This window comes from Burkholderiales bacterium (assembly GCA_036262035.1).
GTDB lineage: Bacteria > Pseudomonadota > Gammaproteobacteria > Burkholderiales > SG8-41 > JAQGMV01.
Window position 1 is genome coordinate 233,089 of sequence record DATAJS010000015.1, and the last position, 16,408, is coordinate 249,496.

The window sequence follows — 16,408 nt, forward strand, 5'->3', positions numbered from 1 at the left end:
CGCCCGCTACTTCACCTTCACCGCGCGCGCGGCCGGCGCGCGCTTGACGCTCACCTGCGCCGCATCGGCGAACTGCACGCGCGAGAGCACGTCGAGGCTTTCCTCGGCTTTCTGCGTGTACACCACGCGCGCCGAGATCTCGGAGCCGATGTCCTCCACGACCGCGCGCGCCACGACCTCGTCGCCGCGATACACCAGGGCGTGCATGCCGACGCGCAGCTTGCCGGCGTCGAACGCGGTGAGCGGGATGCGCGCGCCGGGCCGCGCGATCGCCGGCCGCGGCAGCCTGCCGGCGAGGATGCGGCCGATCGGCGCGTCGGCGGCGAGCAGCAGGCACATGCGCACCACGTCGTTCATCAGCGATTCGGCGCCTTTGACGCGCGCGTCGATCTGGTCGAACAGGAAATCGGCGTACGCCTGCATCTGCTTACGGTCGATGAACTCGATCTCGCTCCAGCGCGCGAGCACCGAGAGATCGCGCAGGCTGGGCGCTTCGTCGAACTGCGACAGCGATTCGGCCCAGTCCAGGCGTATCGACGGCAGCACCGCGGAGAACTCGGCGTGCAGGCAGCCCGCGATGCGCGACAGGCGATCGAAGAGCTCCGCCGCTTTCTTCGCGATCTCGCCGCGGCCGTGCTCGCCGTCGATGAGATCGCCGAGCGAGACCACCTGCTCGACCTGCGCTCGCGCACCCTGCCACGACAGCGACGCGAGCTGCGCGAGATTGACGTTGGCGACGAGCTGCCGCGTTTCGCCCACCGCCTGGCGGGTGCGGGTCTGCACGTGCGCGATCGCGTTGCGCACCGCGGTCGCCTGCTGCGTGACCGCCAAAGGCGGCGGCTTCATCGCGTACGCGGCGCTGCGCGCCTGGGCTCCCTGCATCGCGCGCACCAGGAGGTCGACGCGGTCGAGCTTCTCGATCAGTTTCGGTGCGTGCGGGAACCACGCGACCGGCGCTTCGCGCAGCTCTCCGAGCACGTCGTGCAGCTCGTCGGGCACGTCGGCGTGCTCGGCGAGGCACGCCGGCACCGGCGCGTCGATGAGTCCCGGATCGAGCGTGCGCAGCGGCACGTCGGCGAGGTTGTGCACTTCCCGCGGACGGATGTAGGCGAGGAAGCGCACTTCCTTCTTCAGCACATCGGCGCGGCGCCTGTTGATGGCGTCGAGGCGTGCGAGCTCCTCGGCGATCAGCGCGCGCGCGACCGACACGTCCTGCCGCGCCTCGGCGAGGTGCTCGTCCCACGCGGCCAGCGCGCGCCGCGCATCGTTCGTGTCCTCGCGCATCGCTTCGAGCACGCGCTCGGCCGCCGCGGCGGCGTTGCGATAGAGCTCGATACGGCCTTCCATCTGCCGCAGGAACGCGACCGTGGCGTCGGCGATGTCGGCGCTGTCCGAGAACTGCGCGGCCTCGTCGTCGGCCCAGTCGGGGACGCTCAGCATCTCGTCGATGAGCGCGGGCTTGTCGAGGAAATCCTTGAACGGCACGGTGCGCCGCTTCTCGTCGACGGCGTTGCCGACGATGGTGTGCAGGAAGAGGTCGCCTTGGATACCGTACACGTCGATGCCGAGGAACAGTCCCGGCAGCTCGTTGCCGCCGTCTTCCTGCTTGAGCTGCTGCGCGAGGCGCAGCACCGCCTGCACCGCGTCGTGGCGCGTCGCGGTCACGTAGTTCTTGGCCTCGACCGCTTTCGGCGCCTGCAGCCGCTCGGCGATCGTCGTCGTGCGTATGGTCGCTTTGCCGACGAGCGGATTGGCGGCGACCACGGTCTTCGGCGTGAAAGCGGTCGCGACCCCGATTCCGGAAAGCACTTTCTGCGTGCCGATGTTGAGGTTGACCGCTTTCTGCCGCGAGATCGGTACGTAAGGCCCGGAGGTGCCGCCGCGCACGATCGTCGTGACCGGCTTGGTGAGCGTCCTGGGCGGGATCGGTTGCGGCGCGGGCGGCGGCGTCTTGACCGCCTTGGGCTTGAGCTCTTCGAAGAACGTCGAGATGCGCTGCTGCGAGGCCGCGGCGGTGTCGGCCTGCGCGATCGTCGCGAGGGCCGGCGACACCGCGAGCCGCGTCGCGTTGGTCGTGCCCAGCATGAGCTGGCGGATGCGGTAGGTGTCGGTCTGCACCTTCACGAAGCCGTAGTCGACGATGTCGTCGGCGCGGTCGGCGCGCGAGCGCAGGAACTTGACGAAGCCTTCGAGGCCGCGATTGCCGAGCTCCGCGCGCTCGGCCGAGGTCAGCACGCCGGCCCCGTTCACGATCTGCGCTAGCAGCGGGTCTTTCATCAGCTCGTCGAGATCGCCGCTCTGGCCGAACGGCGGGTTGTTCTGGCCGATGAGGTCGAGCCCGAAGTTCGGCTCGAAGGGCATGTTGAGATCGTTCGGCGTGAGAACGGTCCATTCCTCTTCGGTGATGCTCGGGGGCGGCGCCACGGCGCCGTTCGGCAGCACGTTCGAGAACCACACCTGGTCGGCGCCGCCCGGGGCTCTGCCGGTGGCGCCATAGGCTGCGCGTCCGTCGTACAGCGTGAACGCCATGCCGTTCACGGTCTGGCCGTTGAGATTGACCTGCACGGCGGGCACGAAGAGGCGCGTCCAGGCGCCCGCGGTCGGCAGCGCAGCGATGTAACGGCGCGCCGGGGTGTTGTCGCTATCCGAGCCGCCGACGAGGTACTTGTCTTCGGCGGCACACCAATAGGCCCGGTGGTCGAACGCTGCCGGGCCGGTGCCGACACTCCACTGCAGCATGAGCACGCGCGGCGGATTGTCGGGATCGAGATACACCCACGCGTACAGCGAGTCGGCCGGCAGGACCGGGAGCGTGCCCCCCGAAGCGATGGTGAACGAGTGTTGCCGCAATCCCTGGCCGATGCCGCTCACGTGGCCACCGATCTGCGGCGGCGTCCCCCACAGCGCGGTCGATTCTTTTTCCAGCGCGCCCGGATCGTCCTCCGCCGGCGGCACCGGCAGCGCACGGCCCGTCGCGAGGCGCACGAGCTCCGAGACTTTCCTGCGCAGCCCTTCGCGCGCGGCGAGCGCACGCGCGCGCGCGAGGAGGAAGCGCTGCAGCGTCGCGTTGAACTCCGGGTCGATCACCTCTTCGATGAGGAGCCGCGGCTCGAACACCGCCTGCGGCACCGGCACCAGCACGCGCACGCGGTCGGCACCGCTCATGTCGAGCGGCGCGAGCGGCGCGGCTTCGCGCATCGCGAGGTCGAGGCTCTCCATCGGCACCGGCACCGCATCGAGCTCGAAATCGTCGGAAAAGAACTTGCTCTCGAGATCCTCGGTCACGTCGTTGAGCGGCAGCGGACCGAAATCGAGCACGTCGAGCGGCAGCAGGCCGGCGGGCGGCATGAACGCGAACAGCTTGCGCAGCTCCTCCGGCGCGGTGTTGCCGACGGACGCGAGCTCTTCCGCGAGCTGCTCGATGCGCGCCTGATAGAGCGCGGCACGCCGCGTGTCGGCGACGACCTCGCCCGCGCGGAACGCGAGCCGCGGATCGCGCGAGCGTCCGCCGTCGCGCACCACGCTCGCGCGATCGATGAAGAGCGGCGCGAGATTCGCGTCGAGCGCGATGAGCGCGACCGGCACTCCGAGCTCTTCCCACGGCAGCAGCTCGCCGGGCGCAAGCTCGCTCTCGGCGCGGAAGATCGTCCACGCGAGTCGGTTGCGGAACGCGGCGCCCGACACCGGCAGCGGCCGCCATTCGAACGGCCACGCGTACCACACCGCGCGCACGCCGTCGGCGACGCGCCAGTCCTCGAACGCAAGCTCGTCGTCGCCGGTCGCGCCGCAGGGCGCGAGCTCGCACGGATCGGTGGGATCGAACTCGCCGAGCCGGTCGGCTTCGACCGGTTGCAGCACGAGCACGCCGACGCGCGCGATGGCGTTCGGCTTGTCGTTGAACAGCGTGCCGAGATCGCGGGAGAGGATCGCGCGCGCGCGCAGGTGCTTGCCGCCCTCCACGTCGGCCGGCGGCAGCACGACCTCGCCCTTGTCGTCGACCTCGACGGTTCCGGTTTCGTCCGCCTCGTCTTTTTCGCTCGACCCCGAGCCTTCGACCGAGGGCTCGGCGTATACCGGCAGGTGCAGGAGATCGATGTGCGCGGGCTGCGCGAGCGCCACGTCCTCGCCGCTCGCCGCGATGCCGAGCCCTGCGGCGACGACCAGCCTCACGTAAGGCGCCGAGCCGTCGGCGGGCTTCACGGTCTCGTGACCGACCTCGAGCCCGTTGTCGACGCCTTGCGTGAGCGATTGCCCGCGCAGCGCCACGCGCCCGGCCTGCCAGCGCTGGCGTTTCTGCAGCGTCGGCCCAGTCAGCGCGCGGCCGGGGAAGAGGTTCGGCCGCGCGAGCCACGCGATCGCGGCCTCGGCCGCATTCTCGGGCGAGAGCGCGACGATGTGCTCGCCCGGCAGCGGATTGCGGATAGGCGTGATGCTCATGTGCGAACGCTCCGTGGGTGACGCGCTTTACATGACGTCCGGCTGGACGACGATCGGCGGGCTTTCGCCGGAGCCCGACTTGCTCGGCGTGCTCGTGCCGGTCGGCTGCGATGTGCCCGCCGGCGGCGTGGTGTCGCCCGTCGGGAACTGCATCCTCTGCGAGCTGCCGGTGATCACTGCGGCCTTGCCCGGCAGGTCGTCGCGATACGCGAGGTTGCGGCGGCGGACGAACCACAGCTCGGGCAGCTTGGCGAGCCGCGCCCATTCCTGGTCGCGCGGATCGGCCTGGTCGACCGCGATCGCGGCGAACACGGGCGTGAGCCGCTGCACGATCTGCAGCGGCTTGCGCACCGCGAGGCGGTTCGCCGCGGCGGGCAGGAGCCGACGCACGTTGCTGTCGATGCCGTTCTGCCTGAGCTTCATCACGGTCTTGCGCCAGTCCTCGCGCGGCACCGGCGCGAGGATGAGCACGCTCGTCGAATCGAGGAGCTCCGCCGGTATGGCGAGGTCGATCGGCGGCAGCGCGAGCGCTTCGTCGATCAGCGCGGGCAGCTCGTCCTGCGGGATGGGCGCGAGCTCGCAGTCGATCTCGGCGGGGAAGAAGCTCTGGGTGAAGTCGGTGGTGTCGATCATCCCCGGCGGCATCGGGCCCGCGGGCGGCAGCGCGGTGAAGCGCGAAGCGGCGGGGAAACCGGTGTTGCGGTTCGCGTCGACCGCGTCGTCGAGATGGTCCTGGTACTGCAGCAGGTGCGCGAGGCGCAACGCGCGTGCGCCGAGGCCGATGCTCGGCAGGTCGGCGCGGTCGGCGCCGAGATCGCGCCTGACCATCGGCGCGTCGATCCACGCGATGGTGTTGTTCTGCAACGCGATCATCGCGAGCGGCAGCACGTTCGCCGAGACGCCGCTCGGCCGTTGCTCGACGAATATCGCGCGTGCGGCCCGGCCGCGTCGTGCGTCCAGCGCATCGGTCGCATTGTCGTCGGTCCACGGCACGAGCACGACCGCGGTCGCTTCGATGACGTCGCCGTCCTCGACCGTGCGCTGGCCGGTGATCGAGCTCGGGTATGCGCCGACGGGGTTGGCGGTGAACTCGACCGGCCGCAGCGCGACGACGAACAGCCCGGTGCGGTTGCGCTTGGGCGGTTGCGGCCGCCGCGAGATGCCGAAGCGCGCCGAGAGCTGCTCGGCGAGCGGGATGTCGGCGAGGTGCACCGACAGCGCGCGCGGCAGCATGGTGAGCTCGCCCGCGGGTGTCACGCCGTGTCCCGCGGCGATGACGAGCTCGTCGGCGGCCTTGCCGTGCGCGACGGTCAGGCCTGCCGCGATACCGCCGCCGGTCGCCTGCGCGAGGAACGCTTCGCGCGCGAGCAGGTACTGCTGGTCGCGGATGAGGTCGCGCGCGGCGAGGAAGCGCCCGTCGAAATAGCGGGGCCGCTCGCGGCGCGCGTCCTCGATCAGCGCGCCGGATTTGCGCAGCGCGTCCACTTCGGCCGAAGCGATCGGCGTGCGAGCGCCGCCCTGGGTGAAGTCGATGGTCATGACGAGTCTCCGTTAGCCGCCGACAAACCGCGACAGCAGCTCGGCGGTCGGTATGAATCTTCGCGAGTAGTTGTCGACGATCGGTGCGTCCTTGGTGCGGCCCGGCGGTTTGGACGTGTTCACCGGGATGAGCACGCGCGCGAGGAACACCGCGGTCGGATCGAGCTCGGGCGGATGCCCGGGCGGCGGCTCGAGCTTCCCGTCGCCGGTCATCTTGGGATACGCGGCGAGCATGGCGTCCTGCAGTGCGGCGCGGCGCGCGTCGAGGTCCGCGATCGACACCAGGTCGGGTCCCTGCGAAGGCAGGCCCGAGAAATTGCCGTCGAGGCCGTCGTCGCGCGGCACGAGATGCAGCTCGTACGCGTCGCGCACGCGCGACGCCGCGACCGCGTCGAGCGCGTCGAACGGCCCCGATGCGAAGCTCGGCGTGAGACCGCGCTCGCACGCGATGAAGCGCACGAACACGTCGGCGACCACCGCGCGCGCCGGCAGGCCGCCGGCATTCTCGACACGCTCGCTCACGAAGCGGCCGAGATCGGTGAGCGTCGCGCGCTGCAGCGTGTCGCCGCCGTCGCGCTGCTTCTCGCCGTCGAACCACACCTGCAAACGCAGGCACGCGGGACGCTGCAATTCGACGAGCCGTCCCAGCCGGTCGATCGCCGCGCCCGCGGAGACTTCGATCTCTTCGGGTTTCTTGCCCTGCGCGGGGCGGTGCTTCACTTCGAGGCCGCCGAGCGTGCCGCCGCCGCCGAACAGCGCGAGCGCGCGCGCGAGGCGCCCGCGGTGATACGTCTGCTCGTCGGTGAAGTCCTGCGCGTCGAGCAGCATGCCGGTCGCGTACGACGCGCGCTCCGGCGCGGGCCGCGTGTACAGCGGATCGGCTTCGGGTCTGCGGGCGATGGCGCTCATGGTCGGCCTTTGCGGTTAACGGTCCACCCGTTCGTCTTTCGATACCTCGAGCACGAAGATCGCGGGCTCGCTCTTCGCGCCCTTGTCGTTGAGCACCTCGAGCTGGAAGCGATGCACGCCGGGCTCGAGCCCTTCGACGAGGAGCGTCGGTTTCTCCGTATCGACGGGGACGTTGGGTTCGAGCTTCATGGATCAGCGGGTGATCACCGGCCCGAGATACGTCCAGCGATAGACCTTGATGACGCCGCCGCCGGTATCGAACGACTTCTCGCCCGAGAGCTCGAAGCTCGAGCTCATGCCGACGATCTCCGGCCCGGTCAGCACCGCGGTGGGCGCTTCCTGGTCCGCGACGATGACTTCGATCTCGTCGGGCTTGGAGGTGTTGCCCGAATCGTCGACGACCACGAGCCTGAAGCGGTGGCGCCCGACCGGCAGCGGATTCCTGGGATCGATCGTGACCTCGATGGTCGGCTGCTCGGTCTCGATCTCCTTGCTGATGATGAATTCGGCCATGCTCGTGCTCCTTGCTGAAAGTGGCTGTTACGAGTCGCGCCGCCAGCGATACGTGGCGATCTCGCGTCCCGGGCCTGCGCGCGATTCGCTGCCGTCGAGGTCGAACGACTTGCCCCACGGCGTGGTCTTGTCGGTCCCTGCATCGGCGATCGGCCGCGGCGGCGGCGGTGACGGCGCGGACGCGCCGCTCATGCGCGGGTCGAGCGAAGCGAGCCCGAGCACGAAATCGCCGAGACCGATACCCGAGACCTGCACGCGCACCGGCCTGGGCGGTGTGCGCGGACCGAGATAGCTGTCGACGCCGACGAGGCTCGCTACGCCGACGAGGAACGGCCACGTCGCGGTCTGGACGCGCGTCTCGACGTGCGCGGGCGCTTCGAGCTCGACGATGCGCCGGATCAACCCGAGGTCCTGCGGCTCGACGTTCTGGTGGACGAGCACCGTGGCGCGGTGGGCGAGCCGTTCGTAGAACGCGCGCACCGCGGCGTTCTCCTGCAAGGTCGCGACGTCGGCGCGGAAGAGGGCGAGGAGCTCGACCTTCGCGGCTTCGCCGAGGATGAGCGTATCGCCGACGACCGAGTTGCCGCTCACCGTGAGTCCCGGCAGCAGCGGATCGGTCTCGTCGGCGAGATCGACGCCGAGCAGCGTCGCAAACAGGCGCCGCAACCTGAAGTCTTCGAGCACGATGATCTCGCCGCCGCGCACGCCACCGCCGGTCGCGACGTCGAGCGCGAGCTCGAGCCCGCGCTTGCTGCCGTGATACTGCGCGAGCTTGGGCGCCGCCTGCAGCCACTCGCGGCGACGGTCGACAGGCAAGGCAGGATGGAACGCGATGCCGATCCACGCGGCGAGCCAGTCGAGGTTGCCTTCGGGCACGCCCGCCGGATCGGTGAGCACGTGGGCGGCCGCGACGCGATCTTCGAGCGTGGTGAGCACGCCTTCGAACATCGCGAGATAGCGCTCGAGGAAGTCCGCGGGCGTGGCGGCGGGGCGGTAGCACGCGATCGCATGCGGCTCGCGCCGGATGCGCCAGCTGCGCCCGGTCGCCGAGTCGGCGAGCAGCCACGCAGCGCCGGGCTCTTCGACGCGGATCTGCGCCGCAGCGCCGACGGCGAAGCCCGCTTTCTGCATCTGCGCGGTCACCGTCGGCGGCGGCGCGCCGCCGGTGTCGAGCTTGGCGGCGAGCGCGGGTGCGAACGTCTCGACGCGCTCGCCGGGGATCGACGCCGACGGTCCGTACAGCGTCTCGCGATAGATGCGCGGCAGGTAATGGTCGCGATAGGAGAAGCGGCTGCCCCAGGCGCGCAGCGCCGCGATCTCGGGACCGGCGCGGCCGTCGCCGAAGAGCTCGAGCTTCACCCACAGATAACGGCCGGCGACGCTGCGCACGCGTTTCCTCGCGTCCTGGATGAGCACCGAGAAGAGCCCGCAGACGTCCTTTTCCATCGGCCACGGGCCGAGCCCCGGATGCGAAGGCAGCTCGGAAGAGAAAGGCTCCCACACCGCGTGCGGCTCGTGAGGTCCGCCGTCGAGCGGGATGTGGCTTCCGAAGCGATGCGCGCACCACGCGGTGGGCGCCTGCGGCGGCTCGGGATCGGCGCTCGCCGCGAGATACACGATGAGGCCGCTGCCCGGCGGCAGCGACGCTTCGGCGTACAGGCGGTGCCACACCGTCTGCTGGCTGCCGCTGTCGATGACGTGCATGGCGGTCGGCGTGAAGCTCGCGGCTTCGCCGTGGCGTGCGAGGTTCGACAGCGACAGCGCGTGCAGCGGCTCCGAGCCGCCGCTCGTGGTCTCGTAATGCGGCGGCGTCGACACGCCGTGCACGAACGGTCCTTCGACCGCGTCGGCGGCGAGCGGATAGATCTCGCCGAGGCACGCGCGCGTCTCGTCGTTCTCACCGTCGTCGACCGCGAAGCTCGGCGCATCGGTGCGCAGCGGGACCCTCACGACGATGCGGTCCTTGTCCAGCCACTCGACCGCATACGCGTAGCGCGCGTTCACGAGCGACAGCGCAGGGCCGAGCTTCTCGCGCGCGGTGTCGAGGAAGCGCACGTAGGCATCGCCCGCCGATCGCCACGACAGCAGCGCGACGCCGCCGTCGGCGTGCGCCGCGATCGCGACCGGTTTCTCGCCGTCGGGCCATTCGATCGCGTCGAGCAACCGTATCGCAGGCGGCCGCGGGTTCTCGGGCGAGGGCCTGAACGTGGTGTGCGCGTATTCCAGGTGCGGCCGGTCGGCGAGCGGCATGCCGGTCACGCGCGCGATGCGGCCGCTGGTGCGCTCGAGCAGCCATGCGCCGCCCGACGGCGCGGCGGCGATGCGCCAGGGTTTGAAGCTCGGAGAATGCGCGAGCACGCTCGTCCAGCGGCCGCGCAGGTCGTGCAGGACGACGCCGTTCTGCACCGCTATGTACAGCACGTCGTCGTAACCGAGGGCGATGTCGCTCGGCCGCTGCTGCAGCCGCACGCGCTCGGCCTCGGAGGGCAGGTGGGGACTCTTCGCGACGATCATGCCGACGTTGTCGTCGGCGTCGGGCTTCTCGATCCAGTGCGCGACCGCGCCGTATTCGTCGCGCGTCGCGGGGATGCGCTCGAGCGCGTTGGCGGCGGCGGTCTGCGCATCGGAAAGATTGGCGGGCGGCGGCAGGGTGCGCTCGCTCGCCAGCCTCAATACCCGGCACTGCGCGTCCCACACCGTGCGCAGCCGCGCCGGGAAGTGGCGCTCGTCGGCGAGGATCCAGAAGCGCTGGCCGTTGGCGTCCATCAGCAGACCCTGGGCACCACCGGCACCGCGACCGCGCGCGGATCGGCGTACGGGTTGGGCGAGGCGGTCATGCGCGACGGCGCGCCCGACGGATCGTCGGTGACGACGACGCCGAGCAGCTCCGGCAGCTGCCACGCGGCGATGTCGAGCTTCGCGGTCGCCACACCCGCCGGGTCGGGCACTTCGCGCCAGTCGTCGCCCGCGTTGGCGTCGCGGCGGAAGAGGCGCAGTCCCCGCACTTCGCGCACGCCCGCGACGCGCGAGACGTCGACCACGAGCTCGCCCGCGGTCACGTCGCGCCCGAGCGGCCAGCCTTCGGCGTCGATGCCGCCCGGCGCGAGCGGCCACAAGAGACGGATCAGCGCCTGCTTCACGTCGTCGAGCACCTGGTCGCGCGCGTGGCCGTCGCGGATCGCGACGCCGACCGAGATTGCGAGCGGCACGTACTCGCAGCCGATCACGTAGAGCTCGGTCGACAGCGGCGTGCGCGCCGAGAGGTGCGCGTGCAAGCGCTCGATGAACGGGCGATCGGGACGCGGATTCGGCGCGCGCGACAGCGGCGCCATCGGCAGCGCGAGCACGCTGACCACGCCCGGCACGTCGAAGCGGCGGTCGCGCGGCTTGAAGCGCGGCAGCACGTCGACGCGGCCGACGGTGATGCCGGGCGCTTCGAAGGCGAGGCTCTTGTAATCGTCGGCGGTGACCGCGCGATCGCGGTGCGCGAGATAGGACGGGATGCGCTTCTCGGCCGCCGCGAGGGTCTCGATGTCTTCGCCGCCTTCGGCGGGCAGCGGTTGCGACACCTTGATCGGGGCCACGGGCTTGCCGGTGATGTCGACCGCGGACAGCTCGGCGAGCGTTCCCGCGGGGACGTTACCGGCGCGCCCGCCGCCGAAGCGGCCCCTGGCGAGACGGATGCGCATCTCGCGCTCGGGCGCGCGTCCGCGCACGCCGTCGCCGAAGCGGATGACGCCGCCGGCGGCGTCGAGCTCGTAGGCGCCCGCGTCGCGCGCGACCTGCGGATCGGGATGGATGGCCGCGAGGTCTTCGACGCGCGACCAGCGTTGATAGCCGCGTCCCGGCTCTTCGACTTCGATCTCGAGCGTGTCCGGATCGACCGAGCGCTCGGGAAGCTGGAACGCCTGGTCGGCTGCGCCGCTCGAGACGCCGAGCACGCGCCCGCCGAGCGTCACGCGCTGGTCGACCTCGACCGCGTTGACGCCGAGCCACGCGAGCTTCAGTTGATTCACCTGCTGGCCCGGCGCGGGACGCAGGCGCAGCCACGCGACGAGGCGCGACGCTTTCTGCGCGTCGTCGAGCCGCGGCGGCACGTCGCCGACGCCCGCGGCGGGGTTGTCCTGCACGTCGTTCGACGGCGCCCAGATCAGCGATTCGTCCGGCAGCGGCAGGCGCAGCGTGCCGGGCCGCGCGAGACCGGCGGTGGTGTCGTTGCCGGCGAGCGGCTCGAGCGTGAGGTAATCGGTCGCGTTCGCGGTCCGGCCGCGCGTCGTGATCTCCCACACCACCGGCACGCGCGCGCGCGCTCCGATCTCTTCGAAGAGCGCGGGCGTCTTCACCGCGGGCACGATGCCGACCGAGAGCAGCGACGCCGCGCCGCTGTCGCCGCCGCCGAGCGCTTTCAGCGCGGCCTCGTTGGCCGCGGGCTGGTCCTGTTCCTTGGGTGCGGCGGGTGCGAGCAGCGCGAGCCACAGCGCGCGGTCGGCGGTGCCGCCGAAGACGTCGACGCCGGCCGGCACCGCGCGTCCCCCGTCGAACACCGGGGTCGTCTCGTACGGACGCGCGGCGGTGCGGATGCGATGCACGCGCGTGAGGCCGTCGATGACGTCGGCGAGCTTCGCGCTCTCGCGGTCGTTGAGCGCGCGCTTCACGTACGCCTCGGCGGTGATCGGCAGCACCGTGGTCTCGGTCAGCGTCTCGAACAGCTGCGCGCCGGCGATGCGGCGGCCGGCCGCGAGCGTTGCGGCCGACAGCTCGGTGGGCTGCGCCCACGCGAGGCTCACGATCGTGCGCGCGGGCTGCGCGCTCTTCAGCGGCAGGCCGAGGAGCTTGAGAAAGACCAGGCGCTGGCGCTCCGGCACGAGGTTCGCCCGATACAGCAGGGCGTCGCCGAGCCACGCGAAGAGCTCGATCAGCGTGCGGCCCGGATCGCCGAGCCGCGGGTGGGTCCACTCCGGCGTGTGCGCGGGGATCCGCCGCAGCATGTCCTCGACGAGATCGTCGAAGGTCCGGTCGGCAAGACTGGGGGGCTGGAAAGAGATCACTGTACTTCTCCGCTCAGTTTTCCAGCTGCATGGTCAGCGCGACGACGCCGGGCGCGCCGGTCCTCGCGAGGCGATACGCGATCTCGACGCGCACGTGGGTGGGCTCGCCCTCGACGTCCCACACTTCGACGCGGTCGAGGAGGATGCGCTTCTCCCAGCGCTCGAGCGCGGACTGCACGCGGTCGCGGATCTCGCGCCGCGTCGCGAGCGTGTTGGGCTCGTGCAGCAGGAGGTCGAGGCCGGCGCCGAAATCGGGGCGCATGAGCTGCTCGCGCGGACGCGTCGAGAGGATGACGCGGATCAGCTCGCGCACGCTCTGCTCGAGGTCGGGATACGACAGGCGGCCCTGCGCGTCGGGCAACGGCAGCAGCGGCCAGCCGATCAGCGGGACGGTCGCGCTCATGGATTGTCACCTCCGCCGATCTTCGGGAACGGGATGCAGATCTTGATGAAGAGCAGCCAGCGGAAAATCAGATCGAACAGCATGAGGAAGATCATCAGCACGATGAAGGCGCAGATGGTGATGATCGGGATCGAGAAGCCGCAGATCCATTGCAGCGCAGGCGACGCCGACGGTTCCTGGCCTTCGCCGCCCGCGAGCTTCTTCGCGTCCTGCGAGAAGAGGTTGTTGAGCGACGCCGGGACGACGAACGCGACGTTGGGCTTGAGACTCTTGAGCAGGGCGCGGTCGGACGGATCGGGCAGCGGCACCTGGACCGCGGGCGCGCCCGCGCCTTCGTACCACGGCGCGATGGTGAAAGGCCGGGTGTACGCGCTCCACTCGGTGCGCTCGGGACAGCCGCATTCGGGCTTGATGCGCACGAAGGCGCGCAGCACGTAGCGCGCGCCCGCGCGGTCGAAGCGGCCCGAGCTCGCCTGCACCGACTTGTAGCGCTCGTTCATCGCGGCCGAGAGTTTTTGTGCGAGCTGCCCGACGTCGCGCGAGCCGCGCGACGGCCACGACCGCGGCATCTCGGGCGCGGTTGCCTTCCCGTCTCGCTCCAGCAGCGGCGCCACGCACGCCTTGAGGAACGTGCCGGCTTTGACGGGGCTGCGCCGGCGCCCGCCTCGGTCGACGAGCGGCAGCTCGATGCGCTGCAGCTCGTTGAAGAGCGCGGTGGACGCGGGCGACGTGCCGAACGCGTCGAACTCGATCGCGAGCTGTTGCAGCATGCGCACCAGCATGGTGAGGCTGGCGACGTGTCCCGATGCCCCGGCGGGGATGTCGGCGGTGGTGCGCATCGCCGGCGACACCGTCTCGCCCGCCTGGTCGAAGGTCATCGCATCGCCGTTCAGCATGCCGACGAGGTGATCGCGAAAGGCTTTGGTGTCCGGTCCGAAGTTGCGCGGGCCTTCGGAAGGCGCTTCGGCGCGCTCGTTGCTCGACGTGGGCACGATCCCGTAATAGAGCGTGCGTCCCGCGGCCTCGCAGACGTCGGGCGGCGCGACGAACAGCGGAATGACGTGCTCTTCGGACAGCGCGCCGCGCTGCTGCGACGCGTGCGCGACGAGCTCGCGGGCGAGCGAAACCGGGCCGATCGCTTTCAGCGCGAGCCGGCGCGCGGGCGCCGGATCGTGACGCGCGTCGGCTTCGGCGGCGGCATCGATCGTTTCCCAGCCCATGAGCTTGCCGCCCGCGCGCATCCAGCCTTCGTAGCCGCCGCGCTCGCCGACGCGGCGCAGCACCATGCCCGCCGATTCGATGCGCTTCGGATCGACGCGCGGCTCGCCCGGCGTGTCGCAGTACGCTTCGACGATCGCGAGATGGAACTGGCGCTGCACCGGCTGGAACAGCTTCAGCGTGCCGCGCTCGGACGCCGACGCGATGTCTTTGGCGAGCGCGGCGCGCGCGCTCTGCGTGCGCAGGCTCTCCAGCGTCGCTTCGATGAAATCCTCGTCGCCGCGCTGGAGGATCGCGGGCGCGCCGGACTGGCCCGGCACGACGCGCACGCCGCCTTGCAGCTCGCGGGGCGCACGCAACAGCACTGGATGCGGTTTCACCATACGTTCCCCGCGCCCGGCGTGTAGCTCGACGACACCACCGCGTTGGTGAGCAGCGTCTCGCACTTCACCACGCCCGAGAATTTGGCCATGCCGGCGTCGACGTTCACCATGCCGGCGCTCATCGAGATCTGCGAGGCGTTCACCGTCACTTTCGCGCTCGCGGTGATGGTGATGCCGCTCGGCTCGAGCTTGATCGAGTTGCCGTTGGAATCCTCGATCGTCACCGAGCCCGGGCCGTCCTTGAGCGTGAGCTTCTGTCCGCCCGGCGTCTCGAGCTGCAGCGTCTCCTGGCCCTGGGTGTCGTCGAGCGTGATCTGGATCGCGTTCTTCGACTTGATGATCTTCTTGACGTTGCCCGAGCCGATCGAGTCGGGCGCCTGGTTGGCGCCGCTCCACAGGCCGCCGAGCACGAGCGGATACGACGGATCGCCGTTGACGAAGATCACCAGCACTTCGTCGCCGACGTCGGGCATGAAGAACGTGCCGCGGTCGTCGCCCGCGAACGGCGCGACCACGCGCGCCCACAGCGGCATGTCCTGCCCGTCGGCGCCGTCGTACGCGTACAGGCGCACCTGCACGCGGTTCATGCTGCTCGGGTCGGAGAGCGAGACCACTTTTGCGAGATGTCCCGCGGCGAGCCAGCCGGGCATGCGTTCGAAGATCGCGGCGCGGTCCATCAGTCGTTCCCCAGGTACGCGCACTCGGCGCCGAACTCGGTGCGATAGCCTTCGGCGAGATCGAAGCGATGGCAGGTGCGCGTCACGTAATAAGTGTTCTCGAAGCGCTTCTGCACGCCGGTGATGCGGCAGTGCGCGCCGACGCGCAGTTGCGCGTTGCCTTCGGCGACGCCTTCGAGCCTCACGAACCTGCGCCCGCGCAGGTCGAACGCCGCTTCGGCGACCGCGCGCGCTTCGTCGTCGGTGCCGACCGCGAGGTGCCCGATGTGCTCGCTGCGCTCGGCCAGCGCGTCCTTGAGCAGCGAGGCGCCGGTGCGGCCCGCGCCGGGGCCGCCATGCGTGAGCGACGAAGCGCTGCCCGACACCGCGCGGCCGTCGCTTGCGTTCCATCCGCCCGCGGTGACCTTGGTGACCTGGTCGGCGAGGTCGCACGTGATGCGCGCGCTCGCGAGCTGTCCGTAGAGCTCCAGCTCGAGCGAGCCGCGCCGCACGTCGCCGCGGCCCGAGACGTGCAACTCGGCTTCGACGACCTGCACGTCGCCGTCGAAGCGGCCGACGAGCCGGCGCAGGAACGACAGGTCGCTTTCGTTGAGCTGCGCCCACGTCGCGGTCGGCGAGGAGAGGCCGTCGATCACCGGCGTGAGCCCGAGATCGGAGGCGATCGCGCGGGCTACATCTGCGGGGGATCTGTCGGTGTGCACGCGGCTCTTGCGCGCGAGCCGCCCGCGCTGGAGCCTGTCTTCGGCGAGCACGACGATCTGCGGCGCCGCGCCGGTGTAGTACCGGCCCTCGAGCGCGCTGATGACGCCTTTGAAGATCTCGCGCGGCTCGGTCTCGTCGCCGGAATAGACGCCGATCTCGGCGCCGAGCTTCAATTTGCCGCCTTCGCCGAAGGCGTATTCCGCGCCGCCCGACGCGATGCTGGCCCAGTCGGAAAACCTGAGCTCGAGCGAGGAGAGCCCGCCTTCTTCCTCGTGCATCGTCATCTCGAGCAGCAGCTCCTTGACGCGATCGTCCTCGGCGCCGTTGACCCGTAACGTGGGTCTCGCGCTGTAGACGGCGGCGGCGCTGACTGAGCTTTCGGCCATCGACGGATCCCGTTAGTCGGCCTGGATGCGCGCTTTGCGCTCTTCGGCGATCGCGAGCTCGCGCATCACTTTGCGCAAGCCCTCCGAGGACTCGCCGCCGGTGTCCTGCGGTTCCTGCGCGCGCTGCGATCCGCTGCCGCGCTCGCCGCTGATCTCTGTCTCGACCGTCTCGAAAACGATGGGCATCGCTTAT

At 70.6% G+C, this 16,408-nt stretch carries 12 protein-coding genes; all 12 read right to left on the reverse strand.

Annotation, left to right across the window (positions count from 1 at the left end; translation table 11 throughout):
* Positions 1-6: 6 nt before the first annotated feature.
* Genes VHP37_19710 through VHP37_19765 form a run of 12 tightly spaced genes read right to left on the reverse strand, consistent with a single transcriptional unit; the run spans position 7 to position 16,401 of the window.
* Positions 7-4,437 (reverse strand): hypothetical protein, encoded by a 4,431-nt coding sequence (locus tag VHP37_19710; protein HEX2828590.1) that lies wholly within the window; start codon positions 4,435-4,437, stop codon positions 7-9.
* Positions 4,438-4,464: 27 nt separating this feature from the next.
* Positions 4,465-5,976 carry a hypothetical protein gene (locus VHP37_19715; protein ID HEX2828591.1) on the reverse strand — a complete coding sequence of 504 codons (1,512 nt, stop codon included), beginning with the start codon at positions 5,974-5,976 and terminating at the stop codon, positions 4,465-4,467.
* 12 nt (positions 5,977-5,988) lie between these two features.
* The gene (locus tag VHP37_19720) at positions 5,989-6,885 is read right to left on the reverse strand and encodes a hypothetical protein (GenBank protein HEX2828592.1); all 897 of its coding nucleotides are present in this window, start codon (positions 6,883-6,885) and stop codon (positions 5,989-5,991) included.
* Positions 6,886-6,900: 15 nt separating this feature from the next.
* On the reverse strand, positions 6,901-7,074 hold the full coding sequence (locus VHP37_19725) for a hypothetical protein (GenBank protein HEX2828593.1): 174 nt from the start codon (positions 7,072-7,074) through the stop codon (positions 6,901-6,903).
* Between the two features lie 3 nt (positions 7,075-7,077).
* A complete protein-coding gene (locus tag VHP37_19730; protein ID HEX2828594.1) occupies positions 7,078-7,398 on the reverse strand; it encodes a hypothetical protein in 321 nt (106 codons plus the stop codon).
* A 27-nt stretch (positions 7,399-7,425) separates the two neighbouring features.
* Complete coding sequence (locus VHP37_19735; GenBank protein HEX2828595.1) at positions 7,426-10,164, reverse strand: phage tail protein; 2,739 nt, start codon at positions 10,162-10,164, stop codon at positions 7,426-7,428.
* Positions 10,164-12,446: a putative baseplate assembly protein gene (locus VHP37_19740; protein HEX2828596.1), complete on the reverse strand. Its 2,283-nt coding sequence runs from the start codon at positions 12,444-12,446 to the stop codon at positions 10,164-10,166. The genes VHP37_19735 and VHP37_19740 overlap by 1 nt, the downstream gene beginning before the upstream one ends.
* A 13-nt stretch (positions 12,447-12,459) precedes the next feature.
* On the reverse strand, positions 12,460-12,849 hold the full coding sequence (locus VHP37_19745) for a GPW/gp25 family protein (protein HEX2828597.1): 390 nt from the start codon (positions 12,847-12,849) through the stop codon (positions 12,460-12,462).
* The gene (locus VHP37_19750; GenBank protein HEX2828598.1) at positions 12,846-14,447 is read right to left on the reverse strand and encodes a hypothetical protein; all 1,602 of its coding nucleotides are present in this window, start codon (positions 14,445-14,447) and stop codon (positions 12,846-12,848) included. The genes VHP37_19745 and VHP37_19750 overlap by 4 nt, the downstream gene beginning before the upstream one ends.
* Complete coding sequence (locus tag VHP37_19755; protein ID HEX2828599.1) at positions 14,444-15,127, reverse strand: phage baseplate assembly protein V; 684 nt, start codon at positions 15,125-15,127, stop codon at positions 14,444-14,446. The genes VHP37_19750 and VHP37_19755 overlap by 4 nt, the downstream gene beginning before the upstream one ends.
* Positions 15,127-16,215 (reverse strand): hypothetical protein, encoded by a 1,089-nt coding sequence (locus tag VHP37_19760; GenBank protein HEX2828600.1) that lies wholly within the window; start codon positions 16,213-16,215, stop codon positions 15,127-15,129. Before VHP37_19760 ends, VHP37_19755 begins: the two co-directional genes overlap by 1 nt.
* Before the next feature lie 12 nt (positions 16,216-16,227).
* Positions 16,228-16,401 carry a hypothetical protein gene (locus tag VHP37_19765; protein HEX2828601.1) on the reverse strand — a complete coding sequence of 58 codons (174 nt, stop codon included), beginning with the start codon at positions 16,399-16,401 and terminating at the stop codon, positions 16,228-16,230.
* Between the last annotated feature and the right edge of the window lie 7 nt (positions 16,402-16,408).

Excerpts from the sequence above, each read along its gene's own strand:
- VHP37_19730 (HEX2828594.1), bottom strand. The coding sequence starts at position 7,398 with ATGGCCGAATTCATCATCAGCAAGGAGATCGAGACCGAGCAGCCGACC.
- VHP37_19725 (HEX2828593.1), bottom strand. The coding sequence starts at position 7,074 with ATGAAGCTCGAACCCAACGTCCCCGTCGATACGGAGAAACCGACGCTC.
- VHP37_19760 (HEX2828600.1), bottom strand. The coding sequence starts at position 16,215 with ATGGCCGAAAGCTCAGTCAGCGCCGCCGCCGTCTACAGCGCGAGACCC.
- VHP37_19755 (HEX2828599.1), bottom strand. The coding sequence starts at position 15,127 with ATGGACCGCGCCGCGATCTTCGAACGCATGCCCGGCTGGCTCGCCGCG.
- VHP37_19710 (HEX2828590.1), bottom strand. The coding sequence starts at position 4,437 with ATGAGCATCACGCCTATCCGCAATCCGCTGCCGGGCGAGCACATCGTC.
- VHP37_19765 (HEX2828601.1), bottom strand. The coding sequence starts at position 16,401 with ATGCCCATCGTTTTCGAGACGGTCGAGACAGAGATCAGCGGCGAGCGC.
- VHP37_19720 (HEX2828592.1), bottom strand. The coding sequence starts at position 6,885 with ATGAGCGCCATCGCCCGCAGACCCGAAGCCGATCCGCTGTACACGCGG.
- VHP37_19715 (HEX2828591.1), bottom strand. The coding sequence starts at position 5,976 with ATGACCATCGACTTCACCCAGGGCGGCGCTCGCACGCCGATCGCTTCG.
- VHP37_19745 (HEX2828597.1), bottom strand. The coding sequence starts at position 12,849 with ATGAGCGCGACCGTCCCGCTGATCGGCTGGCCGCTGCTGCCGTTGCCC.
- VHP37_19735 (HEX2828595.1), bottom strand. The coding sequence starts at position 10,164 with ATGGACGCCAACGGCCAGCGCTTCTGGATCCTCGCCGACGAGCGCCAC.